Origin of the sequence: Pantoea sp. 1B4, assembly GCF_016925765.1 — a bacterium.
Lineage (GTDB): Bacteria > Pseudomonadota > Gammaproteobacteria > Enterobacterales > Enterobacteriaceae > Pantoea > Pantoea agglomerans.
In genome coordinates this window covers 245,468-267,808 of sequence record NZ_JAEUWZ010000005.1, presented here as the reverse complement: position 1 = coordinate 267,808, position 22,341 = coordinate 245,468, and the positions used below count along the sequence as shown (strand labels likewise).

Below are 22,341 nucleotides of genomic sequence, written 5' to 3'. Positions count from 1 at the left end.
AGAGAGGTTATATCAATGCTTAATCGTTTCATTTTGGTGGCAGGTCTGACCGTGTGTTCGCTTCTGCTGAGCGGCTGCGTTTCTTTATTCTGAGGAGCTAATATGCGTCTTTTTTTACAGCCTCATTACCGGCATGACCGTACTGATGCTCACCGGGTGTCTTTCCATCGGCAGCCACATCTGAACTTTACCAGCCCGCCTTCAGGCGGGCAATTTTCTGATACCGCCTGTGCACGGCTAAAATGATACCTCCGACAGCATGACCACAATCAGGGTGCTTATGGCCATAGCCACCATAATTTCTGCAACAAGCAGCGTCATTAACGAGTTCTGGTGGACTCCCCAGGCCCCCTCTGTATATTTTCTTCCGCGGCGGGCTTTCAGGCGCCGGATATGAACGATTTCTTTTACGTTAATGATGACGTGCCACCACATAATTATGACGGTCACCGCGAGAGCACCAAATAAAATCAGGATGCTCCAGTCCATCCAGGAACCCCCCGCCGTTAATCACTGACAGTTTCTTCATCATTGTATTCTCTTTCATGTAAAGTCTTCCATTGTGGGATTCTGAAAACACGAATCCCTTTGAGCCGGGACAGATGCTGCAGGATTTTCACCAGAGGGTGACATCGCTGAGCATCAGTAGCAGCAGCACAGAAAGCGCATTCACAATGAGGCATTCAGCCACCAGAAATATTTGCACCGGCCCTGATGAGGCCCCCCCACACCCTGACGGCATAGTATCCGGCCCGGCGCTGCCCGAACCGGCGTAGACGGCCCAGTTCAGAGAGATTACCGGCGGTTCTGAGGAGGGTACCTGCCACGATCAGTAACATGACCCCGTATACGAACCATTGCCGCGCCGACGTGTTTTCCAGCGCACCGGCCATCAGCCAGCCATTCATCAGCTGACCTGGGCGTCAAATGCAGTGAGAATGCCGCCGGCAATAAACACAAGCGCCAGAACGGTCCTGATAAGCAGCACCTTCATGCTCCTGCACCTGCCGCATACAGCAGCAGAAAATCAGTTGTTCTGCGCCTCACTTCTTTACGGAGCAGCGGCTTATCCTGCTGAAGGCCAGCCATCAGGCTCCGTAACTCCTCCGTCTGCTTCAGGTAGGCATGAGCCATTTCGCCAGAGGGCCGGCAGCGCAACTCTCCACGCAGCATTGCCGTATCAATAACGCTCCGCGCATAGTCCGCTGCCGGTGTAAAGGCGTCTCGTCCCGGGCTGTCAGGGCTGATCCTGGCTTCGCCATATTTTTGCAGCGTCAGCATCATTCTTATCAGCCTGCGCCGCACTGGCAGACCGGAATAGCGGAGCGGCAGGCTCAGGATAATACAGTAGCGCTCAGCACCCACTTCCCGCATCGCCTCCGGCCTGCCCTCCCTCAGTACCGGCGCGATGGTCAGCCGAGAACGGAGCCTGCACGTGATGCCTGACGACGAAACTTCCGGGTTTAAATAAAGCATTCCGCACTCCTCATGTGAAAGTTACCGACACGCGATGAAACATTTTCTTGACAGTGTCAGGATAAACCACATTAACTATACCGTGCAGTTCATTATATCAAAAAGTAACCGGAGAATATTTATGATTCGCCTCACTAAACAGCTGTCCCGCTCGCTTATCCTGATCGCCGTCATTGCCGCCGCGGGATGTTCGTCCACGTCACCGGTAAAATATTCCGGCATTCAGGCCACGTCCCGGATGACGCCCAACAAAGCTGATGACAGCGACCGGATCCCCTTTCGCTACACCGCCCCGGTTGACTGGAGCAAATACCGCAGCATCACTATCGATCCCGTTGAAATCTATGGCGGCAGCGACGCACAGTTTAATGACCTGTCTCAGGAAGACCGACGCAATCTGGCAGATTACATGCAGAAGAAGTTTGCCGACGTGCTGCGGGAGAAGTTTACTGTCATCAACAGCGCCGGGAACACCACTTCTCTCCGGCTTAAGCTGACGCTGACCGGCGCGGACACCACGCCACAGGTTGTGGGAACCTTTACGAAATTCGACCTGGCAGGCGGCCCTTATAATATCGTTCAGTCTGTTCGAGGCGGGCGCGGACTGATGAGCGGTTACGTCAACTATGCCGTAGAAGTGAAAGATGCCGCAACCGGTGAACTCCTGCTGGCCTACGTGGCGGAACAGTACCCCAATGCTATGAACGTGGGTGCAACGTTTGGCTCAATGAGTGCGGCAGAAACAGGAGTGGACAAAGGCGCAGAGCAGTTACTGGAAAAACTGCGCCAGGACAAGCAATAAACAGAACGTGACGGCTTATGGGCATATGGCTTTGTCAGTGTAGCTATCTCTGCACTAAGAGGAGATGGTTTCAGGCATCGTTCATAAAAGCTATTCTCGCGTCAAAAAAAGGCTGTGTTATGAATGCCCGCTTTTCGCTCATAGCGGACCTTCCGGAGCGTAGGTCCGCTTTGTGCCTGAAGCCTGCTCTCTCCGCATCATGATGTGTTGATCAATTGCGGCAGTTCACCTGCACCTTTCTGAGTGACCTCCGGCATGTTCATTCCGTTCGTCTGTAATTTTGCAGGCAACTTAGCGATAATTTGTTAAGCGGAAAGAAGATCTTAAAAGGATGCACTGACAATGACTTTTTCTATAGGTGTGCTTGCAGGAATGGGACCCCGCTCCACAGCCCCCTTCGTTGATATGCTGGTAACAGACTGTTACATCGGGTACGGAGCGAAATATGATATGGATTTTCCTAAAATGCATATTATCTCGTTGCCGACACCTTTCTGGCCTGGCAAGAAAGTTGATGATAATGCGATGATCGCAACCCTGCAGCAGGGTATTACCGAACTCGTCAGGGCCAAAGTGAGTCTGATAGCTGTTCCCTGTAATCTTGCGCACTGCTACTTTGCCGAAATGAAGGCGGTGAGCTCCCGGTATCCCACTTCTGCATATCGCAGACATTGCACTTGAGTCACTGCCTGCAGAGGCAACCAGGATTGCTGTACTGGCTACGGAACCTACACTGGAAGCGGGTTTTTATCAGGCGCGGATAGAAGCTTCTGGCAAAGAGATTATTGATCCACCTCTGCTTCGTGAGATGACCACATCGCTAATTGGACGGATTAAAACGAAAGGTTTTCATGACTCCGGTGTACAGGCAGAGTGGATGAATTTAATGTCTGTAGTGGCAAATCTTAATGTGGAGGCTCTTCTTATTGCCTGTACAGATCTTAGTCCCCTGATAACTGAAAACACTTTCAGCTTTGTCATCGTAGATACGGCAGCAAGCCTTTCCAGTGCGACCATTAAAAACTACAGACGTATGTCCGGGAAAATTACAGGCGGCACCCATAATACCGGCTAACCTGATGTCCGCTCCTCGCTCATAGCGGCCTCTAGCTCAGTTAGCTTGTCCGCTTCGTGCTAGGAGCGGACATTGATAATATTTCAATGGCATTAAAAATTAGGAAGCAGGACAATCTCTCGGGAGAGGTTACGTTGGCTTTGATATTTTTAATAGATTCAGAAATATTCCGTTTCGTGATTAGAGATCCATATCAAGATTGAGCTACGATAGTCGTCTTTAGTGGAGGCGATCAGCGAGCATTTATCTGCATTACCATCAGCGGTGTAAGCACAGCTTTGCTTCAGTCGGACAATTAAGTCCCCTGTTTTTGATACGCTCTCTGAGTCAACAAATTGCGCACTTCCGGATGGATAAAAGATACGCGTGTCCTTCCGATCTTTATAGTTTCTTATACGCACAGGAAATTGGCTATTGTGATATTCATATCGCTTTACAACTTCGCCCGTATCTTTGTCCGCGATTGTTTCAAGCAATCCGCGCACATTATAGCTGAGTACATAATTGCCTTTTTCATTCTCAAGCTCAGTGATTTCGCAGCGTTCATTGATTTTTCCGGTAATACTCTGACCTTTAAAAGAGGTCAGTACACCATCTTTGTTTACCAAATGGAATTCATGGCCATTTGCCTTATCAACCATGTTGATATTAGTAAAGCACCCGTTACGATCGTATCTAACTTCTGTCATCGCCTGAAGTTTACCGTAAATATCTCGGATCCACTGGAGGCTATGTTTTACGTTCCCGGTAGTTGCATCATGCTCGAACAAAAGAGCAGCATTTAAGACTGCTGGTTTGAATTGAGTAAATGCAGCGACATTAAATGACATTGCCAAAAGTAATAGACTTAAAAGCAACCTTGCTTTCATTATTTATTCCTTTATTAGTAGGATCGCACTCTAAGGTGGTGGGGCAACTCAAGTTATCAAATTCTATGCGTAAAGACACGAATAATCGAGATGCCTCCATGTCACAATTTAAGCGACCGCTCCTCGCTCAAAGCAGCCAGTCGATGCGCTAACATCACGTTTTCAATCAGTCACCGTTTACTGCGCTGGCGAACGTGTGCGTAACCCCCCGCGATGTCTGTTCCTCTGGGCTTCCTTTCTTCCCATAGACTGCCGATTTGCATGCAGTTCTGCGCAGGATTTAATCAGGAGAATTTATTGCTGGCACTGGCGGGTCAGCCTGAAAGCGCTTATCCGTGGCAGACAAGAAAACCAGCGGGGAGAGGCGACCGGCTCATAAAGTCACCTGGAAAACTTTAGCTCACTGCTCACGGTTGACATGACTCTCCGTAACAGGCATACCACTTTGTCAGTTTTGCCGTTAGTGAACAGGTGAACAACCGGGAACTTCCGCTATCGAACGATCTGATATTGTGAGTATTTGCGCTCGTCGTCAGAAGCGGAATAATATCGATTTCGGTGGTTTTAAACTTTTGAAGTAACAACCCAGGGCTGAAAGAGCAGGAGATTAATATGCAATCAGTTCACCTCATGGGTGACGGATACGAACCTCATGTGACACAGGAGGAAGGTAAACTGACCTACTCATTGCCTGTCGATTCTGGTTTTATCAGCTATGAATTTGCTTTTGAGATCAGCCGGCACGATCTGGATATTCTGCTTTCCGATGATTACAGACGTGCCGTGCTCGAAATTACTGCGCATACCTTGCTCCAGCGTTCGACGCTAAAAGGCTATGACCGCTTTACCCAGAAAGACTTCGATAAACTGGTCACGAACACCCTTCACTCAACACCCGATTTCCTGCAAACATTCATTTCTCAGATAAGCCATGAACATCACATTGTTATTGAGCATTACGTGAAAGAAATCATGGACCGACGTTCTGCCTCACAATGAATACAATGAGTACTAAATTTTGGTCTCCTGAAAGTGAAAAACCAACAGAAATAATGAACTGACGCAATATAATTTTACGCTACGAAGTTACTTCTGAGTCTGAACAATAAAGGGGGGACCAGAACAAATCCAGGAATAAAATACCAGTCTTAGAAATGTTCTTAGCTGGAATAGCATGGGGAGAGCTTCTCAATGAGTCAAAAGCCTCCCCGCCATGCCATCGAGCAACCCCGCAACGTCCGCCGCTAATCCCCTATGCAGTCATGCCGCCATCAATCACCAGTTCGGTGCCGCTGACGTAACTGCTTTCATCGGAGGCCAGAAACAGGGCCGCAGCCGCTACTTCATCAGGATTACCCAGCCGCTTTGCCGGGATCCGTTCGCTGAGTGTCTGCCTGACTTCATCGCTGGCCTGGCTAAACATCGGTGTATCAGTTGGGCCAGGACTGAGTGTATTAACTCTGATGCCACGCGGTGCCAGCTCGCTGTTCCAGGTGCGGGCATAGGATCGCACCGCTGCCTTGCTGGCGGAATAGGCAGCATAGCCAGGATTAGCAATGCTTCCCGCGATCGACCCCACCAGCACGATGCTGCTGCCCTCCCCCATGAGCCGTACCGCGTGCTGCACCGTCAACACCATGGCACGCACATTCAGATCAAAGATGCGATCAAGGTGCTCCTCCGTGGTCTCTTCCAGGCTCGCAGGTTCTGACACGCCAGACGAGTTGACGAGGATATCAAGTCTGCCAGCCCTGGCATTGAGGGTTTCAAACAGACGCTCAAGGTCGCTTGTGTGGGTGATGTCACCCGCAATCGCCTCGACCTCACCGCCAATCCGCGCTACAGCCTCTGCCAGCTGTGCTTCACGTCGACCCGTTATAAAAACCCGTGCGCCTTCCTGAACAAAACGGCGAGCAACAGCGAGGCCAATACCGCTACTACCACCGGTGACCAGGGCGATCTTTCCACTTAGTTTCATCATTACCACTCCGGATAGGGGTTAGACACCTGATGGTATATTTATTATATTTAGTGTCAATTACGCACCTGATGTACACCAGATATCCTCAAGGAAACCAAATGACCACTGATATCACCGTAGTGCTGGCCGAGATCAACAGCACGCGCCCTATCCTGGAACAGGTGGCAAACAAGTGGTCAGTACTGATCCTGACCGTGTTGTGCTCCCAGCCCTCACGTTTTAACGCCATCAAGCGCAGGCTCGACCCCATCACACATAAGTCTCTGACGGAGGCATTACGACGATTGGAACGCAACGGATTAGTGAGCCGCCACGTGATTGCCTCCTCCCCTGTGGCGGTGGAATATGCGATTACGCCGCTGGGCCGAACGTTGCAGGATCCTTTTATCGCGCTGGTGAGCTGGGCAAAGCAACATGGGGGGAGCGATGGAACAGGCGCAGACGGTTTATGATTATGGACGGGATATCGATGAGTCTGTATGAACTCCGCCCGGGTGGCGTTCCTGCATGTCGATAGCGTCAGGTTAATGACCAGATGATTCCAGCAGGAATAATGAGTTACCGTAAGCGGAGATCCGTAAAGTCACTCAGGCCAATTCATCACAGACGTTTGAGGGAATTCAGTAGCCTGTCTCGCACATAGATGTTGGTCATCAGCAACAGACTTCTTTTTGAGCCTGAAACAGAAAATCTTTCTGCTGTGGCGCGCGGTTTCAGAATATTAGGCGGGTTAATCAGGCGTTCAGGAAATGTATCCTTGCGGGAACAGGCGGCAAAGCGTTAAACGTAAGATCCATTACCTTCAAATCCGGAAGGTCATACCAGCAATCATATGCATCGACTAAGGCTCTTCTGACTCAAAAAACTGATACGACCCATCACGTCGGGCTTTGGCCTGGTACATCGCTTTATCCGCGTTTTCGAATAATATTTTGGCCGATGCCGTCCCGAAGCGGGCAAGGCTGATACCGATAGCCGCGCCAATGCGCACGTCCATATTATCAATGGCGAATGGCGCGTGCAGACTTTCAATAATACGCAGGGCAATGGCAGCGGCTGTATCGCGATTTCTGCACTTTGCCGCCACAACAAATTCATCTCCGCCCAATCGCGCCAGTGAGTCGCCCGGACGCATACAGCGTTGCAACCGTTCACTGACCTGCTGCAGCAAGGCATCCCCTGTCGCGTGGCCCATCAAATCGTTCACCGCCTTAAAGCCATTCAGATCGATAAACATCACCGTCGTATAGGCCTCATCATCCACCTTCGCCAGCATGCGCCCGACCTGGTCGTTGATCCAGGTACGATTATGCAGCCCGGTCAGCGTATCCAGCGTTGCCAGCTTCTCCAGATTGCGCATCCTCTCTTTGTCTCGCGTAATGTCGCGCGACACCAGAACTGCACCGATATTTTTGCCGGTAGAGGGATTGATGACGCCACAGGCTTTGGTGCCCAGAATGATGTAGTGGCCGTCACGATGCAGCTTGCGCACCTCAACGACGTCCGGCAGCACTCCCCCGTTGAAGATGCAGGCCAGAGCTTCAGAGGCGGGGCCGCGGTCATCGGGATGCAGGAAATCGACCACCAGCTGACCGACAACTTCTTCGGCTGTCCAGCCAATCATTTCGCTATAAGAGGGCGAGATTGAAACGTACCGGCCATCCGCGTCGCAATGGGCAATCAGATCGGTGCTGTTTTCAATTAACAGACGATATTCTGCCGCCGTGCGTAGCGCATCTTCCAGCGCTTTACGCTGTCCGGTCACATCAAGAATGAAGCCGTTATACTGCAGACGGGACGTGCCAGGCTGGCGATCCGGCAGGCCAGACACAATAACCCGACGCGTCTTGCCATCCAGACAATGGATTGGCACTTCAATATGAAAAGGCGTCAGGAAATCAAGTGCTGCGGTCAGTTGCAGCGCGATCTTTGCATCGTCGTCGGCCTGTGCCAGTCTCAGCCATGAACTCAGCGTCACACCCTTCAGTTCAGGCATCAGACCAGCAGGGCTTTCCTGACTGGCGACGCAGATACCCTGGGCATCTGTAGACCAGACAGCGGTGAAAGAGGGTTTGATCATTGTGTTCATGGCGGCCGACTCCGACGTAGCTGACGATATTAAACAGGCTCAATACTCGTCGCTACAGACCTGATTATAACCGTTAATGTCCGCCTGTAGCTGAAGGAGGATCCGGAGACAGGTTCACCATTGCGAGAATACCCGCCATTGACGGCGGCTGACGCTGCGCTTATCCGTCTGCAGCTGCTGAGGTGCCGCCCTGCCCGCACAAGAGTGAGCGAACCCGGGATTCAGTGTCAGAAGTACGAGCCGGTGTTTATCGGCCGATCGGGCCAGAATCTTTAATGATGCCACCTCTGCCAAAAGCGCTGGGGTATGATTATTTCGCAGTTGATTGGCGCGGCCACCGCGCTGGAACTTGCGCGCCATGGCTTGAATATTGTAGCGGCAGTAGTGGATCAGAACGGCCTCGATAAGCTGGTACGCCAGATTGTCGGGGTTGCCACGCCATCCACTCTGTCCTGATGCTGATTATCAGGGCAATACTGCCCCGGCATGGCTCGCACGCCCTGATGCTATTTTCCTTCAATTTTCGCCTGATTAAGCCGCCGGGCTATCACTCTTTGCATCGCCTGAAAATTAAGAAGAAAACAGAGTAACTCAGAATTAATTCTTATAGGTTAACAGGGAAAACAGCCCAAACACTGCACTCCGACAGAGCAAATATTACATTAAATCAAAGGGTAAATGCCGGTTTAGTGAGTGACAAGCTGTGATCAAAATGCCTGTTATAGTTTTCTTTAGCTTAACCTTTTCTTAAGATTAATCTTATAACATCGTCTCTGTATTAGCCCATGTTGGGCTGTTCCGGAGTATCACCCTATGCAAAATAACAACACAGCTTCTCACGCTCTCAGTAAAGTTCCGGCCGTTACCGCGGCTTTCTGGTTAACCAAAATCGCTGCGACTACCCTGGGTGAAACCGGCGGCGATGCGGTGACCATATCGATGAATCTCGGTTACCTGACCGGGACATTGATTTTCGCCATCATCTTTCTGATCGCGGTGGTGGTGCAGATAAATCGCCACAGTTTCAACAAATGGATTTACTGGTTCACCGTGGTGGCCACAACCACCGTCGGCACGACGATGGCAGACTTTGCCGATCGCTCACTGGGCATAGGATATTTAGGGGGCACCTTGCTGCTGAGCACCCTGCTTATCCTCTCGCTTTTCCTGTGGAAAATCACCTGCGGTACAGTCGCGGTCAGTTCGGTGAACAACGGCGTCACAGAGAGTTTTTACTGGGTCACTATTATGTTTTCACAAACCCTGGGCACGGCCTTAGGTGACTGGACGGCAGACACTGAAGGGCTGGGCTACGATGGCGGGATACTGCTATTTGTTGGCGCGCTGGCAATCATCTGGGCGGCCAGTCGCTTTACATCACTTTCGCGTACGGGGCTCTTCTGGGCGGCATTTATCCTGACCCGACCACTGGGTGCCGTGGTCGGCGACTTTCTGGACAAACCCCTTGCCTCAGGCGGACTCGCGCTAAGCCGCTACGGTGCCTCGCTAACGCTGGCGCTAATCATCATCGCTCTTCTGGTGATACTGCCCCAGCGCCCGGCAATGAAGACCGCCACGGCGAGTTAAAAACATCACTGGCAGATTTACAGATAACGCATCGACTTAAACGTAATCAGGGCCGCCAGCGATGGCGGCTTTTTTTATTATCTGATGCGTAACAGGCTACATCAGACAGAGCGCTCAAAGGAGACGATTTGACCATCGGGTGCAGCAGAGAGTACCGGCAGACTCTCTGCTGGCTCCTGCATTTTCACCCGAAAAGCCGTGTTGCTGGCATCAAGGAAAACGGTTCTCAGATGACGGTTACAGATGAACCATATTTCATCGCGGTCATTTGAAAGGATGTAGTAAGCATCTGATGTTTCAGAGGGGTTAAAACAGCCCAGCGCGCGATAAGCCGTCTGCGGGGTAAAACCGCTGGAAAGCGGCAGTGGCCTGGGGCCATGCGCTAACTCTTCAATCCTGAGGTAAAGCCCCTGTTCAAGCCACAGCATAATGTCACTCCCTGAGAGTAGAGAAACCGGGCTGAACGTGTCGGCTGCATTACCGCGAAGCAGAATGCCCGTTCACTGACCGATTTAGTGATCGGATAATTTTCCGACGTGCAGAATCGTTATCCTGATCTGAGCATAGCAGCGGCGCGTTCTTATGCTTTTTTTATCTGCTTACGGTGTTCTGCTACTCAAGGCGACTGGCGAGCAGCCGCAGCTGCTCAGCAATCTGCTTCAAATCCCGTTGCTGCTGACCGGCGATACCCGTCGAGCTGCGTACCACCAGTTTTGCCGGAAGGATTGAAGAGGAACGCTGCTCATCCTGCTCACTGGCTAACAACAGACGCGCGACCGCCTCTTTGCCCTGTAAATCAAGATCGAGCGACACCGTGGTCAGCGCCGGATGGAAGAAGGCACTTTCATAGGTGTCATCGTAGCCAATCACCGAAATCTGCCCCGGCACCGCTACACCGCGCTGATGCAGCGCGCTCAGCACACCCAGTGCCATCTGATCATTTCCCACCAGCAGCGCGCTGAACTCCGGCGCTTCACGCAGCAGTTGCAGCACGCCGTTGTAACCACTTTGCGCATCCCAGTTACCGTGGCTGACGCTGACCGGCTTCAGACGATAGCTCTCCAGCGTATCCAGCCAGCTCTTTAACCGCAGATTGGCAGAAACCGACTCCTCTGGCCCGGCCAGCAGAGCAAATTCCCGATGCCCCTGCTCATAGAGATATTTGACACTGGCACGGGTGCCGTCAGCCGGGTTAAAAGAAACGTTAAACACCGCACTGTAGGGATCAACATCAAGAAACAGGCACAGGATATCGTCGTTCTCCTGCACGATCTGCTCCGCATCACTGCTTTCCAGCGGGACGTTGATAATCACCTTATCCACGCGCTGCGACTTCAGCTCATTGATACAGTTCTGCAGACTTTGATTGACGTTCTCATCAATCATGGCGATCAGCACCTGATAGTCAGCGGCATTGGCATATCGTTTAACCGCAGCGGCCACCTGCGAGGGAGCATGCAACGCCAGCGATGTGGTCACCAGACCCAGCGTTGTGCTCTGCTTACCCACCAGCTGTTGCGCCAGTCTGTTTGGCACGTAGCGCAGGGTCTCAATAGAGTGCTCCACCTTGCGCCGCGTTGATTCTGAGACGTTTGCCGACTTATTCAAAACCCGCGAAACCGTCTGGTAAGAGACGCCAGCATGGCGGGCGACATCCTCTAAGGTGGCATTTTTTGATTTCATAATTCGCATCCCTGATTACCGATGGCGGAATGGTATCACAGCAGCCGAATAAGCCAGGTTACCGCAGTCACATTGCGCAAATAAAAAGTAAAAGTCATACCTTCACATCACGAGATTTGGTGATCTGATTCACTAATCGTTACAAATACCGCCACTTTATTTGCACTGCATCACACATTATCGCGATTTTGTTTGTCACTCATCTGACAAAAAGCGTTAACTGCCGCTGTCATGTGAACGTATTACAAATAAAATTGAGGATAACATGGAAACAAGGTTACGTACTGCTGCTGTGGCGCTTGCTGCGGCCCTGACCTCCCCGACGCTCTATGCTGCTATCGACAACATTGATTTCCATGGCTATCTGCGTGGTGGCGTTGGCGTATCGCAGGATGGCGGTATTGAAGAGTATCAAAAGAACAAGATTGGCCGTCTCGGCAATGAAGCCGACACCTACGGCGAGGTTGAGCTGGGCAGCGAAGTCTACAAAAAGGATGACGTCAGTTTTTACGTCGACACCATGGTCAGCATGTTCTCCGACGGTTCTAACGATAACGAAACCACCTTCGGTGACGATGCGCAGTTTGGTTTGCGTCAGCTTAATCTGCAGATCAAAGGGCTGGTGCCGGGTGACAAGAATGCGGTGATCTGGGGCGGTAAACGTTACTATCAGCGTCACGATTTGCACATCATTGATACCAAATACTGGAATATCTCCGGCTCCGGTGCGGGTATCGAAAATTACACTCTGGGCCCGGGCGCGATCTCCTTTGCCTGGATCCGTGGCGATGCCAATGACGTCGATTACAGGGTGGATGGCGATAACGACGTCAACATTAACTACCTCGATCTTCGGTATGCTGGCTGGAAACCGTGGAGCGGCGCCTGGACCGAGTTTGGTATTGATTACGCCATGCCGAACACCACCAAAAAGCAGGAAGAGTATGGTGGCCTGTATGATGCGGAAAACGGCGTTATGCTCACCAGTGAAATCAGTCAGGATATGTGGGGCGGCTATCAGAAACTGGTATTCCAGTACGCCAATAAAGGCCTGGCACAAAATATGATTTCACAGGGCGGCGGCTGGTATGACATGTGGAACGATACCCGCAATGCCACCGGCTACCGCGTAATCAATACCGGCCTGCTGCCGATCACCGACAAGTTCTCCCTGAATCAGGTCTTTACCTGGGGTTCAGCGGATGACGTCACCGCGCAGACCAGCAAAAGCACCCTGCTGTCGCTGGTGGGTCGTGGTCAGTATCAGTTCACGCAGTATGTCCGCGGCATCGGCGAAGTGGGTAGTTTCTGGCAGAAAGATGAGAACAAAGTGGGCAGTGACTATAAACAGGCGGGTCAGAAATATACGCTGGCGCTGGGTCTTGCAGCCGGTCCCGAATTTATGTCACGCCCGGAACTGCGTCTGTTTGCCTCTTACCTGAATGACTCAGAAGACGGACACAGTTTCCAGGACAACACCAGTAACAACACCTGGAACTTCGGCGTACAGGTCGAAGCCTGGTGGTAACCAAGCAGTCTCCTCATTGTGATCATTGTTAAGCTCTTATGCAGGGGCTTATTTGGATAACCAGCGACGGTTATCCATTTTTTTTACTCCGGCTGAAGCGGCTTGAAGAATCGGGCTTCCAGCAACTGACGCAGCTGGTCGGATTGCGTACCAAAGATGGCATGAACTTCCTGCCCCAGAATCACCACGCCAATCGCCCCCCGCCTTCTGTAATCCTGCCGTATCTACCGCCCTCAGCGATGTCACTTTCACCCGCAGCCGGGTTAAACAGGCGTCCACCTGCTGAATATTTTCACGCCCGCCGAAGCACTCTACAAGACGCTCCAGCAGCGCACTGTCTATCTCAACCTCTTCCGCCGTCAGCGGCTGCCGACTGAAATATTGCTTAAACGATTTCAGACTCACCATGTTGTTCTCCTCCAGATAATAAAAAAGGCGGGCTGCTGCCCGCCACTCACGACTGATAAACGAAAACGAGGGGGGAATGGCTTCAGGGCACTCACAGAAAATACACTCTTCCTGCCCTCAAACCCTATTCCTCCGCCACAAAGTCCGCAATTAAAGCCGGTCCAAAACTTCCAACAGATAACTCCCATGCGCAAAGCGATGGGGGCCAGTACCTGTAGCAAAGCATCACGGGCCAGGGACAAAAACGCCGGGAGCGTTTTTGAACAACGCAACGCGTTGGCCCGGGAACGGGCGCACCTCAGGGATGAGGTGCGTAATTGCCCGTGTTGAGCTGGCAGGGATGCCATCTTTTGCGTCTTTGCGGAAGGTACTGGCCCCCTGAGCCGATGCTAAACCTGCCAGCAAACGGCATTAAACTAACGTCAAAGGGTTGCGCCTTCAGTTAGCGGCACACTCAGAACGCGACATCCCCACGGCGCCAGCACCAGCGATTCCCCCCACAACCGAGCCATCGATCAAATCGCTGAGCCCAGCAGGCAACGACAGCTGCTGCACCTGACCGGTAAAATTCTGCACAAAAAGAAACGCCTGTTCGCCATCAGTGCGCCGCTGAACGACCACGCCCGGAGGCAGATCAATCGCCAGCGCGCGTGGCAACGCCAGCTGCTTAATCAACGCACCATAAAAATCCCGCTGGAACGACAGATCATTACGCGACGCGATATACCAGGCTTTGCCCTGACCTACGCGATTCACCGTCACCGCCGGGGTACCGGCATAAAAATCGCTCTCATAGCTGGCCAGCGCCGTTGCCCCTTCCAGATGAATATGCTCGCAAAGCTCTCGCGCCTGATAAGGCCCGCTCAGACCCAGCTCATTGCCGCGCACCCCGCGTACGCCATTGAATTCCTCATCAGTCAGACTATCGATCTCTTCTGACCAGATGCCAAGCAACGGCCGCAACGGCCCCGGGAAGCCACCGGGATAACACAGATCGCTCTCATTCACGATGCCGCTCCAGTAGCTGGCAACGAAATGCCCGCCCCGCTCAAGATGCTGCTCCACCCGCGCCGCAAAACCATCCCGCACCATATACAGCATCGGCGCAATCACCAGATCGTAACCACTGAGATCGCAGTCGCCGTTAATCACATCCACCGCCACGCCCTGCTCCCAGAAAGCACGATAGTGCTCGTTCACTGTGCGCTCATAATGCAGTCCGAGATTGCGCGGCCCCTGCGCATTATCCATCGCCCAGCGACTCTCCCAGTCGAAAATAATCGCCACCCGCGCCTCAACCCGGCTGCCCATCACCGGCGTCATTGCGGCCAGCATCCGGCCCAGCTCACTCACCTCACGACCGGTGCGCGTATCAAGATGACCCACATGATCGACTACTGCGCCATGAAACTTCTCGACCGAACCCCGGCTCTTGCGCCACTGAAAATATTGCACCGCGTCCGCACCATGGGCCACCGCCTGCAGTGACGACAGAATATGCATCCCCGGCTTCTTCAGCTTGCTGGTCGGCTGCCAGTTGGTGGCGCTCGGCGTCGACTCCATCAACACGAAAGGCTTGCCCTGCTTCAGTGTGCGCATCAAATCGTGGTACATCGCGGTATAACAGGCGAGCGTGGTCTCATCCTTCTCGTTATGCCACATCGGGTAGCTATCCCATGAGATAAAATCGAGCACCGGTGCCAGCTTCCAGTAATCGTAGTCGTAGAAATATTCCATAAAATTGGTGGTCGCAGGCAGATCGGGATTGGCCTGCTTCAGCGGTTTAATCTCCTCACGACAGAAATCAGTAACCTGATCGGTCATAAACCGCCGCCAGTCCAGATTCAGACCGTGAATCGACATCTCACCCTGTGGCGCTGGCGACACAATCTGTGACCAGTCGCTGTAGGTATGGCTCCAGAAATCACTCCACCAGGCGAGATTCAGGTTCTCCAGCGTCTCATAACGGCGCTGCAACCAGCCGCGAAACGCCTGCTGACAGCGATCGCAATGACATTCTCCGCCATACTCATTGGAAATATGCCAGCCGAGCACCGCCGGATGATGCGCATAGCGCGCCGCCAGCCGGCTGTTCATCGCCTGCACTTTCTGGCGATACACCGGCGAGGTCATGCAGTGGTTATGACGGCCACCATGCAGGGCCGGCACGCGATCGCGCCCCACACGCAGTACCTCCGGATACGCCTGCGACATCCAGGCTGGTCTGGCCCCGCTCGGGGTAGCAAGAAACACGGATATCCCCTGCAGCCAGAGCGTATCAATCACCTCATCCAGCCAGCCAAATTCATAGCGCCCCTCTTCCGGCTCCAGCTTCGCCCAGCTGAAAATACCCACCGACATAACGTTGCAGTTCGCCTGCTTCATCATCATGACGTCGTCATCAATAATGCCCGGCTGGTGCGCCCACTGTTCCGGATTGTAGTCAGCACCATGCAGCAGCCGGTTAACCCGGGCGCTGAGCGGGGGAAATTTATTCATACCTGTTCCTCAGAGGTAGACATCAGCATTTGCGCTAATGGTTAATGAAAAACCTGCAGCGAAGGCAGCGCCTTGCCGTGACAGTCAAACAGCGCCTGGTTTTCGCGGGCGTTACCCTGTTTCCATTCGTCGTGGATATATTTCATGCCAGCGGGCGTCGCCCAGGTATTGCCGGGCGCAGGGATCCACGCCGGTTCCCAGTAGACCACGCCCTTGCCGCGATGGTCCGGCACCGCCAGCACCGCTTTGATCAGAACGTGCAGATAAGCCGCCTGGCCTGCTACGCTGCCGGGATAGCCGCCCGCCTGCTCCTCTTTGGCCTGGAAACTGTTCTCCGCGCTATCGCAGTTTTCCAGCGTGTAGCCGTAGGCCGCTTCCACCACCATCACGTCTTTGTCATAGCGCCGGGAGATATCATCCATGTTGGCTTTCAGGGCGCTGATGGGGCCGTTCCAGTAGGTGTACATCGACAGGCCAATCACATCGAATGGCACATCACGCTTAACGATCTCGTCGAACCACCAGCGGAACATGTCGTTCTTTGTGCCCTCAGCCAGGTGCAGCATGATCTTCACCTGATGCGGGTCGCTGAGATTCTCACGCACCCCGCTGATCCCGGCTTTCAGCAGACCGGCCAGCCGATCAAACTCACCGCCGTTCTGGCCCCAGCTTTTGCCTTCCGGCCAGAGCATGCCACCGTTAAGTTCATTGCCAATCTGCACGATATCCGGCATCACACCGTCCGCTTTGAAACGGGCGATGGTGTCGCGGGTATAGTCATGAACCTGGGTTTCCAGCTGCGGAAAAGGCAGCGACTGCCAGGCTTTGGGCTTGAACTGCTTGCCTGGGTCTGTCCAGAAGTCGCTGTAGTGGATATCCAGCAGTAGCTTCAGGCCCGCCGCTTTTACGCGCTTCGCCAGCGCCAGCGTGGTCGTCAGATCGTTGCCGCCACCACCGTAGGTCTGACCGCTGCCGTCGCGGGGATCCACCCACAACCGCAGCCGTATGGTGTTGATGCCGCTGGCTTTCAGGATGGCGATGGCATCCTGCTGCTGGTTATCTGCGTTGTAGAATTTCGCACCCTGCTTCTCCAGTTCAGCCAGCGATGAGATATCCGCACCTTTGATAAAATCGGCTGGCCACGGCCCGGCAGAGCCGATGACAGGCTGATCGGCGGCGAGCAGCGGTGTCGCCCAGGCCAGTGCCAGGGCGAGAATCAATGTTTTTGGCGTCATGATTTATCCTTTAGTACTGCCTGAGGCCAGGCCAGAAACGAAGTATTTCTGCAGGGCCAGATAGAACACCGCCACCGGCACGGCGATCAGCACGGCACCGGCTGCATAGGTGGTGTAGCTGGCGCCCATTTTTTGCGACACCAGGTTATAGAGGCCAATCGGCAGCGTGAACTGCTCTGGCGTTCGCAGAATGGTGCTGGAGAGGATGAAATCACCCAGCGGGCCGGTGAAGGAGAACAGCGCCACTACCGCCAGGATCGGCTTCGACAGCGGCATGATGATCTCAACAAAGATGCGGAAGTTGCCCGCACCGTCCATGCGCGCTGACTCATCCAGATCTTTGGGAATCGAGTCGAGATAACCCTTCATCAGCCAGGTGTTCATCGGGATCATCCCGCCAACGTAGATCAGCACCAGCGCCAGATGGCTGTTGATCAACCCCAGCAGCTGCGACAGCACGAAAATCGCGATCAGCGCCGAAAACTGCGGGATCATCTGTAACAACAGAAACAGCATTAGTCCGTTCTGCCGCCCCTTGAACCGAAAACGGGAAAAAGCGTAGGCGGTACAGCTGACGCTGATCAACGTCAGCACCATGGTCAGGAAACTGATTTTCATCGAATTCCAGTACCACGTCAGGTAAGGCACCGTGCCATTGAACAGGTCGCGGTAGTGCTGCAGCGACGCATTCTCCGGAATGATCGAACTGCTGAGCAGGCTGTTACCTGCATTCAGTGATGCTCCTACTGTCCAGACCAGCGGATAGATAATGATGGCCGAGACGGCCAGCACCACCAGCCAGGTCAGCGACAGGCGTATCCACCTTTCGCGTTTAATACTGCCGGACTTCGCCATAACTACTTCCTTACGCCATCTCATCTTGTTTAAACGACCGGGTCGCGCGGAACTGCCACAGCGCCAGACCTACCACGAAAATCGACAGCAAAATGGTGATAGTGGCGGCGATAGCATATTGCGACGACGACATAGTGAGCTTGTAGATCCACGACACCAGGATATCGGTTCCTCCGGCATTCGACCCCGCCACCGCCGGACCGCCGTTGTTAAACAGATAGATGATGTTGAAATTATTAAAGTTGAAGGTGTATTGCGTGATGATGATCGGCGCAATGGCGTAGAGCACCAGCGGCAGCGTGATGGTTTTCAGCCGCGTCCAGGCGCTGGCACCGTCCATGATCGCCGCCTCATAGAGATCGTCAGGGATCGCCTGCAGGACGCCGGTAGTCATCGCAAACACAAACGGGAAACCGAGCCAGGTCTGCATCATAATCAGCGCGGTTTTGGTCCAGAATGGATCGGTCATCCACGCTTTAGGTGCAATGCCAAAGAAGTCGAGAATAGCGTTGTTGATCACCCCAAAGCTGTCGTTGAACATTCCGGCGAAGACCAGAATGGTGACGAAGCCCGGCACCGCCCACGGCAGGATAAAGATGGTGCGGATCAGCGGCTTGAAGCGCAGGTCCTTCTGATTGACCAGAATCGCCAGCATGACGCCCACGGTGCACTGCAGCGTGGTAGCGAGCAGTGTCCAGACCACCGTCCATTGCAGCACGTCAAAGAAGGTGGAGCGCCAGATCGACAGGGTAAAAATGTTGATGAAGTTTTTGAACCCCACCCAGTCCACCAGCTTCGCCGGTGGCGTGTGATAGAGGTTGTAGTTGGTGAAGGCGATGGCGAAACCGAACAGAATCGGAAACACCACTACAAACACCAGCAGAATAAAGCCTGGCGAAATCATCAGATAGGGGAAGCCATCGCGCAGCAGTAACTGATACTGCTGGCGCACGCTGTTCAGCTGCTGACCCTTGTCGCGCTTAACGCCATTGACCCAGGCGTCGCGCATTGACACTCCCCAGACCGCCACGCCGAAGGCGGCAATCAGTACGCTGATAATGCCCTCTGCCAGCAGAAAAATGGAGTTATCACGCGGCACCGATTCGCCCAGCGTATAGAGCCCCCCAGAATCCCTCACGCAGAAAATCGTGGAAGACGCCGGTAAAACTGCTGAGCAAAATCAGAAAACAGAGCCCTTTAGCCCACTGGCGGTGGTAAAACTGGCCGAAGCCAGGCAGCAGTGCCAACAGCGCACCGGTGGTCGCATGACGACGCGGACGCTTAGCCGTCACCAGATTTTCATCGGAAGATATAGCCACACCCTGATCCTTATCCTGTACGGTTATCCCGTGAACCTGCATTACTGGTTGCTGGCCTGCATCGCTTCAATCTGCATGGTGATCTGCTTCACTGCATTATCCAGTGCCGCTTTTGGCTCCTGCTTGCCGGATACGCTCAGCTCCAGGGCAGCATTAGCTGGCCCCCACACTTCCTGCATTTCCGGCACGCCTGGCATCGCTGACGCACGCGCCGCCTGCACCGCGACCGCGTTGGCCTTCTCATCATCTTTGATAATCGGATCGTTCATCAGCGCGGTGACCGGTGGGATCTCCTGGGTTTTCTGATAACGCTCTTTCACGTACTGCGGCTGGTTGATGAAGGTGAGGAACTTCTGCGCCAGCGCCTGATCTTTGCTCCAGGTAGAGACCACATAGCCTTTGACGCCCAGGAAGGAGCTCATCGGCTTGCCGTTAGGCAGCAGCGGCAGCGGTGTCACGCCATAGTTGATTCCGGCAGCCTGATAGGGCTGGAATGCCCACGGCCCATTGATCACCGCCGCCGCTTTCTTCTCGGTAAACAGCGAATCGATGGCGTTGAGGCCGTTGTCGCCCATGATGCCGCCTGGCAGCAATCCTTCACTGAAGAAGCGCTTGAGATAAGTCACCGCTTCAACGCTGCCCGGGGTGTTCAGACCGATATCCTGAGTGTTAATTGCGCCTTTGGCGTCTTTGCCAAAGATGTAAGAGCCCATCGGAGCCATCACACCCCAGCTGTAATAAATCTGGTCAAACTTAGCGAGCAGGCCATACTGCTTCGCCTCACGCTGCTTCTGGGAGAAGGCACGGTATTCCTCCAGCGTTTTCAGTGGCGACGGCAGCAGATCTTTGTTGTAGATCAGCACCAGCGTTTCCACCGCTTTGGGTACGCCGTAGACCACACTGTTCTGTGTGAAAGCCGCCATTGCTGAGGGGGGTGTAAGCGCTCTGCTCTGCTGCATCTATTTTCAGCGGTGCCAGTAATCCCTGTACGACCGCGCTACCGAGCTGGTCATTAGGGATCACCAGGACATCCGGGCCAATACCCGCCGGGCCATCCAGACGCAGCTTCTCAATCTGCTGTGCAAACGGCATCTCCTGAACTTTCACTTCAACGCCGAACTGTTTCTGAAAATCGGCGATCGCCGTTTTGATGCCGTCTGATTTTTTAATGTCTTCCCAGACGGTAAGTTGCTGAGCGGCCCAGGCGGATTGATTAAGCATCAATGCGGAAAGAAGTAGCGTAACGCTGATTTTGATTTTCATTACTGGCCTCGTGTGAAGGTATGACATTTTAAGCTGTCATTTGCTGATGTTCTTTTTTCAGGCACATGCTGAACAAGGAATTATTGTGCATATGAAGTGTGAATAACGTATCGCATTTGAGCCATACGCTACGCGGAATGCGTACCGCGCTCCAGCCCGTTCGCATCAATGTGTGATCGCTATTACAGAAATCAAAATCAGCGGTAGGGCGCACTCTGGCGGAGCGATATAGTCAGCGCAGGCACCATCAGGGCTGACGTGTAAAAAAGACAAACTGTTATACGTCATACATTTCAGCCGCCAAATCCCTTGCCATGAGGATCAGCATGTCCAGCATCAGATTGAGAAACGTCACCAAACGCTTTGGTAAAACAGAAACGCTGAAAAATATCGCGCTTGATATTGAGGCCGGTGAGTTTGCGGTCTTCGTCGGTCCGTCAGGCTGCGGTAAATCCACACTGCTGCGGCTGATCGCCGGGCTGGAAGAGATCAGTGACGGTGAGATTTTGATTGGTGATGAGGTCATGAATGATGTCGCACCCTCGCACCGCGGAGTGGCAATGGTGTTTCAGTCTTATGCGCTTTACCCGCATATGACGGTGGCGGAAAATATCGGTTACGGACTGAAGGTGAACGGCGTGCCGAAAGCGCAGATTCAGCATCAGGTAGAGATGGTGGCGAAGACGCTACAGCTTGCGCATCTGCTGGATCGTAAACCAAAGCAGCTTTCCGGCGGTCAGCGTCAGCGTGTCGCCATTGGTCGCGCAATCGTGCGTAATCCCCGGGTGTTTATGTTTGATGAGCCCTTATCGAACCTGGATGCGGAGCTGCGTGTCGATATGCGGCTGCACATTGCGAAGCTGCACCAGGAGCTGAAAACCACCATGGTCTATGTGACGCACGATCAGACGGAAGCAATGACACTGGCCGATAAGATTGTGGTCATGAACTACGGCAAGGTTGAACAGGTGGGTTCACCGATGGCGCTCTATTACAACCCGATTAACCGCTTTGTCGCCGGTTTTATCGGCTCACCTAAGATGAACTTCCTGCCTGCGCGCGTGGAGCAGTGCGGCCCTGCTGGCCTGGTCGTCCTGATCAATGACGGCGAACATCGGCTGCAGCTCCCCTCGCCCATCCGCCAGTTGCAGCCTGGTGATGAGATCACGCTGGGTATCCGGCCGGAGCAGTTGCAGATCAACGGCGATGCGCCACTGAATATCAATTTCCACTGCGAAGTGGTCGAGCGACTTGGCAACAACACCTATCTGTTTGGTCAGAGCCACGGCCACGACGGCTTCAAGATGCTGCTGCCCGGCGATGTGCATTTCCGTCCTTATCAGACGCTGCGCCCCACCTTCCATCCGCACCAGTGCATGGTGTTTGATGCTGAAGGTGCTCGTATCAGCGCGGATATAGCGATGCCGCAGGTTCGCGCAGCCTGAAGTAGATGTTTGCATAAAGTTAACGATAGGCCGGAGACGGCCTTTTCTGTTTTCAGGCCTGGCATAACGCCTGAAGAAAGAGGCAGGAAAGGGGTTTGCGGGCAAGCCGTGATGAAGCGCAGACGCGTCAGCCTGAGCATTGTTCAGACAAGGCATTGCAGGTGTGTTCTGAGTAAACTCATGAACCCCACCGGCAACCCCTTATCCGGGTCGATCAGCTAACCGGG

General features: G+C 53.4%; 17 protein-coding genes and 6 pseudogenes. 9 read left to right on the top strand and 14 right to left on the bottom strand.

Annotated elements, in window-relative coordinates:
• Positions 1-237: 237 nt before the first annotated feature.
• The 3 genes from JNO11_RS22815 to JNO11_RS22805 all read right to left on the bottom strand — a co-directional run bounded on the left by JNO11_RS22815 (position 238) and on the right by JNO11_RS22805 (position 1,284).
• Positions 238-489 carry a hypothetical protein gene (locus tag JNO11_RS22815; protein ID WP_033773987.1) on the bottom strand — a complete coding sequence of 84 codons (252 nt, stop codon included), beginning with the start codon at positions 487-489 and terminating at the stop codon, positions 238-240.
• A gap of 194 nt (positions 490-683) precedes the next feature.
• Positions 684-908: a hypothetical protein gene (locus JNO11_RS22810; RefSeq protein ID WP_325177975.1), complete on the bottom strand. Its 225-nt coding sequence runs from the start codon at positions 906-908 to the stop codon at positions 684-686.
• 82 nt (positions 909-990) lie between these two features.
• Positions 991-1,284 (bottom strand): hypothetical protein, encoded by a 294-nt coding sequence (locus tag JNO11_RS22805; RefSeq protein WP_325177974.1) that lies wholly within the window; start codon positions 1,282-1,284, stop codon positions 991-993.
• A gap of 313 nt (positions 1,285-1,597) precedes the next feature.
• On the opposite strand from JNO11_RS22805, the gene JNO11_RS22800 reads away from it, so the two are divergent.
• From JNO11_RS22800 to JNO11_RS22790, 3 genes are all read left to right on the top strand, one after another.
• Positions 1,598-2,278: a DUF3313 domain-containing protein gene (locus JNO11_RS22800; protein ID WP_325177973.1), complete on the top strand. Its 681-nt coding sequence runs from the start codon at positions 1,598-1,600 to the stop codon at positions 2,276-2,278.
• A gap of 342 nt (positions 2,279-2,620) precedes the next feature.
• Complete coding sequence (locus tag JNO11_RS22795; protein ID WP_325177972.1) at positions 2,621-2,959, top strand: hypothetical protein; 339 nt, start codon at positions 2,621-2,623, stop codon at positions 2,957-2,959.
• Complete coding sequence (locus JNO11_RS22790) at positions 2,925-3,353, top strand: aspartate/glutamate racemase family protein (RefSeq protein ID WP_346267511.1); 429 nt, start codon at positions 2,925-2,927, stop codon at positions 3,351-3,353. The genes JNO11_RS22795 and JNO11_RS22790 overlap by 35 nt, the downstream gene beginning before the upstream one ends.
• A gap of 158 nt (positions 3,354-3,511) precedes the next feature.
• Here JNO11_RS22790 and JNO11_RS22785 read toward each other — a convergent pair whose 3' ends face one another.
• Positions 3,512-4,222, bottom strand: coding sequence for a YnfC family lipoprotein (locus tag JNO11_RS22785; RefSeq protein ID WP_033773736.1), 711 nt, complete (start codon positions 4,220-4,222; stop codon positions 3,512-3,514).
• Positions 4,223-4,834: 612 nt separating this feature from the next.
• Here JNO11_RS22785 and JNO11_RS22780 point away from each other — a divergent pair.
• Positions 4,835-5,221 carry a hypothetical protein gene (locus tag JNO11_RS22780; RefSeq protein ID WP_031292508.1) on the top strand — a complete coding sequence of 129 codons (387 nt, stop codon included), beginning with the start codon at positions 4,835-4,837 and terminating at the stop codon, positions 5,219-5,221.
• Positions 5,222-5,474: 253 nt separating this feature from the next.
• Here the strand turns inward: JNO11_RS22780 and JNO11_RS22775 are convergent, their stop codons facing one another.
• Positions 5,475-6,203 (bottom strand): glucose 1-dehydrogenase, encoded by a 729-nt coding sequence (locus JNO11_RS22775; protein WP_033761031.1) that lies wholly within the window; start codon positions 6,201-6,203, stop codon positions 5,475-5,477.
• A 98-nt stretch (positions 6,204-6,301) separates the two neighbouring features.
• Between JNO11_RS22775 and JNO11_RS22770 the strand changes: the two are divergent.
• Positions 6,302-6,686 (top strand): annotated as a pseudogene (locus tag JNO11_RS22770) (helix-turn-helix domain-containing protein).
• A gap of 358 nt (positions 6,687-7,044) precedes the next feature.
• On the opposite strand, the gene JNO11_RS22765 reads toward JNO11_RS22770, so the two are convergent.
• Positions 7,045-8,292, bottom strand: coding sequence for a sensor domain-containing diguanylate cyclase (locus tag JNO11_RS22765; protein ID WP_010259132.1), 1,248 nt, complete (start codon positions 8,290-8,292; stop codon positions 7,045-7,047).
• 306 nt (positions 8,293-8,598) lie between these two features.
• Here JNO11_RS22765 and JNO11_RS22760 point away from each other — a divergent pair, with 306 nt between their 5' ends.
• Complete coding sequence (locus tag JNO11_RS22760; protein WP_164973029.1) at positions 8,599-8,748, top strand: hypothetical protein; 150 nt, start codon at positions 8,599-8,601, stop codon at positions 8,746-8,748.
• Between the two features lie 357 nt (positions 8,749-9,105).
• Positions 9,106-9,879 carry a hypothetical protein gene (locus JNO11_RS22755; RefSeq protein ID WP_325177971.1) on the top strand — a complete coding sequence of 258 codons (774 nt, stop codon included), beginning with the start codon at positions 9,106-9,108 and terminating at the stop codon, positions 9,877-9,879.
• A gap of 101 nt (positions 9,880-9,980) precedes the next feature.
• On the opposite strand, the gene JNO11_RS22750 is transcribed toward JNO11_RS22755, so the two are convergent.
• Positions 9,981-10,307 carry a hypothetical protein gene (locus tag JNO11_RS22750; RefSeq protein WP_010259140.1) on the bottom strand — a complete coding sequence of 109 codons (327 nt, stop codon included), beginning with the start codon at positions 10,305-10,307 and terminating at the stop codon, positions 9,981-9,983.
• A 184-nt stretch (positions 10,308-10,491) separates the two neighbouring features.
• A complete protein-coding gene (locus JNO11_RS22745) occupies positions 10,492-11,562 on the bottom strand; it encodes a LacI family DNA-binding transcriptional regulator (RefSeq protein ID WP_010259142.1) in 1,071 nt (356 codons plus the stop codon).
• A gap of 265 nt (positions 11,563-11,827) precedes the next feature.
• Here JNO11_RS22745 and JNO11_RS22740 point away from each other — a divergent pair, with 265 nt between their 5' ends.
• Positions 11,828-13,090, top strand: coding sequence for a maltoporin (locus tag JNO11_RS22740; RefSeq protein WP_157353336.1), 1,263 nt, complete (start codon positions 11,828-11,830; stop codon positions 13,088-13,090).
• 83 nt (positions 13,091-13,173) lie between these two features.
• Here JNO11_RS22740 and JNO11_RS22735 read toward each other — a convergent pair.
• The 6 genes and pseudogenes from JNO11_RS22735 to JNO11_RS22710 all read right to left on the bottom strand — a co-directional run bounded on the left by JNO11_RS22735 (position 13,174) and on the right by JNO11_RS22710 (position 20,669).
• A pseudogene (locus JNO11_RS22735) lies at positions 13,174-13,498 on the bottom strand (glucose PTS transporter subunit EIIB).
• A gap of 422 nt (positions 13,499-13,920) precedes the next feature.
• Positions 13,921-15,997, bottom strand: a pseudogene (locus JNO11_RS22730) (beta-galactosidase).
• Positions 15,998-16,038: 41 nt separating this feature from the next.
• Positions 16,039-17,136: pseudogene (locus tag JNO11_RS22725) on the bottom strand (glycosyl hydrolase 53 family protein); the annotation flags it as partial.
• 99 nt (positions 17,137-17,235) lie between these two features.
• Positions 17,236-18,087 carry a sugar ABC transporter permease gene (locus JNO11_RS22720; RefSeq protein WP_010259151.1) on the bottom strand — a complete coding sequence of 284 codons (852 nt, stop codon included), beginning with the start codon at positions 18,085-18,087 and terminating at the stop codon, positions 17,236-17,238.
• A 10-nt stretch (positions 18,088-18,097) separates the two neighbouring features.
• Positions 18,098-19,406, bottom strand: a pseudogene (locus JNO11_RS22715) (sugar ABC transporter permease).
• Positions 19,407-19,447: 41 nt separating this feature from the next.
• Positions 19,448-20,669, bottom strand: a pseudogene (locus tag JNO11_RS22710) (extracellular solute-binding protein).
• 326 nt (positions 20,670-20,995) lie between these two features.
• Between JNO11_RS22710 and JNO11_RS22705 the strand changes: the two are divergent.
• Positions 20,996-22,114 carry an ABC transporter ATP-binding protein gene (locus tag JNO11_RS22705; RefSeq protein WP_325177969.1) on the top strand — a complete coding sequence of 373 codons (1,119 nt, stop codon included), beginning with the start codon at positions 20,996-20,998 and terminating at the stop codon, positions 22,112-22,114.
• Positions 22,115-22,341 lie beyond the last annotated feature (227 nt).

Coding starts and splice junctions, on each gene's coding strand:
- JNO11_RS22815 (WP_033773987.1), bottom strand. CDS start 489: ATGGACTGGAGCATCCTGATTTTATTTGGTGCTCTCGCGGTGACCGTC.
- JNO11_RS22805 (WP_325177974.1), bottom strand. CDS start 1,284: ATGATGCTGACGCTGCAAAAATATGGCGAAGCCAGGATCAGCCCTGAC.
- JNO11_RS22810 (WP_325177975.1), bottom strand. CDS start 908: ATGAATGGCTGGCTGATGGCCGGTGCGCTGGAAAACACGTCGGCGCGG.
- JNO11_RS22775 (WP_033761031.1), bottom strand. CDS start 6,203: ATGATGAAACTAAGTGGAAAGATCGCCCTGGTCACCGGTGGTAGTAGC.
- JNO11_RS22745 (WP_010259142.1), bottom strand. CDS start 11,562: ATGAAATCAAAAAATGCCACCTTAGAGGATGTCGCCCGCCATGCTGGC.
- JNO11_RS22785 (WP_033773736.1), bottom strand. CDS start 4,222: ATGAAAGCAAGGTTGCTTTTAAGTCTATTACTTTTGGCAATGTCATTT.
- JNO11_RS22740 (WP_157353336.1), top strand. CDS start 11,828: ATGGAAACAAGGTTACGTACTGCTGCTGTGGCGCTTGCTGCGGCCCTG.
- JNO11_RS22780 (WP_031292508.1), top strand. CDS start 4,835: ATGCAATCAGTTCACCTCATGGGTGACGGATACGAACCTCATGTGACA.
- JNO11_RS22750 (WP_010259140.1), bottom strand. CDS start 10,307: ATGCTGTGGCTTGAACAGGGGCTTTACCTCAGGATTGAAGAGTTAGCG.
- JNO11_RS22755 (WP_325177971.1), top strand. CDS start 9,106: ATGCAAAATAACAACACAGCTTCTCACGCTCTCAGTAAAGTTCCGGCC.
- JNO11_RS22765 (WP_010259132.1), bottom strand. CDS start 8,292: ATGAACACAATGATCAAACCCTCTTTCACCGCTGTCTGGTCTACAGAT.
- JNO11_RS22795 (WP_325177972.1), top strand. CDS start 2,621: ATGACTTTTTCTATAGGTGTGCTTGCAGGAATGGGACCCCGCTCCACA.
- JNO11_RS22760 (WP_164973029.1), top strand. CDS start 8,599: ATGATTATTTCGCAGTTGATTGGCGCGGCCACCGCGCTGGAACTTGCG.
- JNO11_RS22720 (WP_010259151.1), bottom strand. CDS start 18,087: ATGGCGAAGTCCGGCAGTATTAAACGCGAAAGGTGGATACGCCTGTCG.
- JNO11_RS22705 (WP_325177969.1), top strand. CDS start 20,996: ATGTCCAGCATCAGATTGAGAAACGTCACCAAACGCTTTGGTAAAACA.
- JNO11_RS22800 (WP_325177973.1), top strand. CDS start 1,598: ATGATTCGCCTCACTAAACAGCTGTCCCGCTCGCTTATCCTGATCGCC.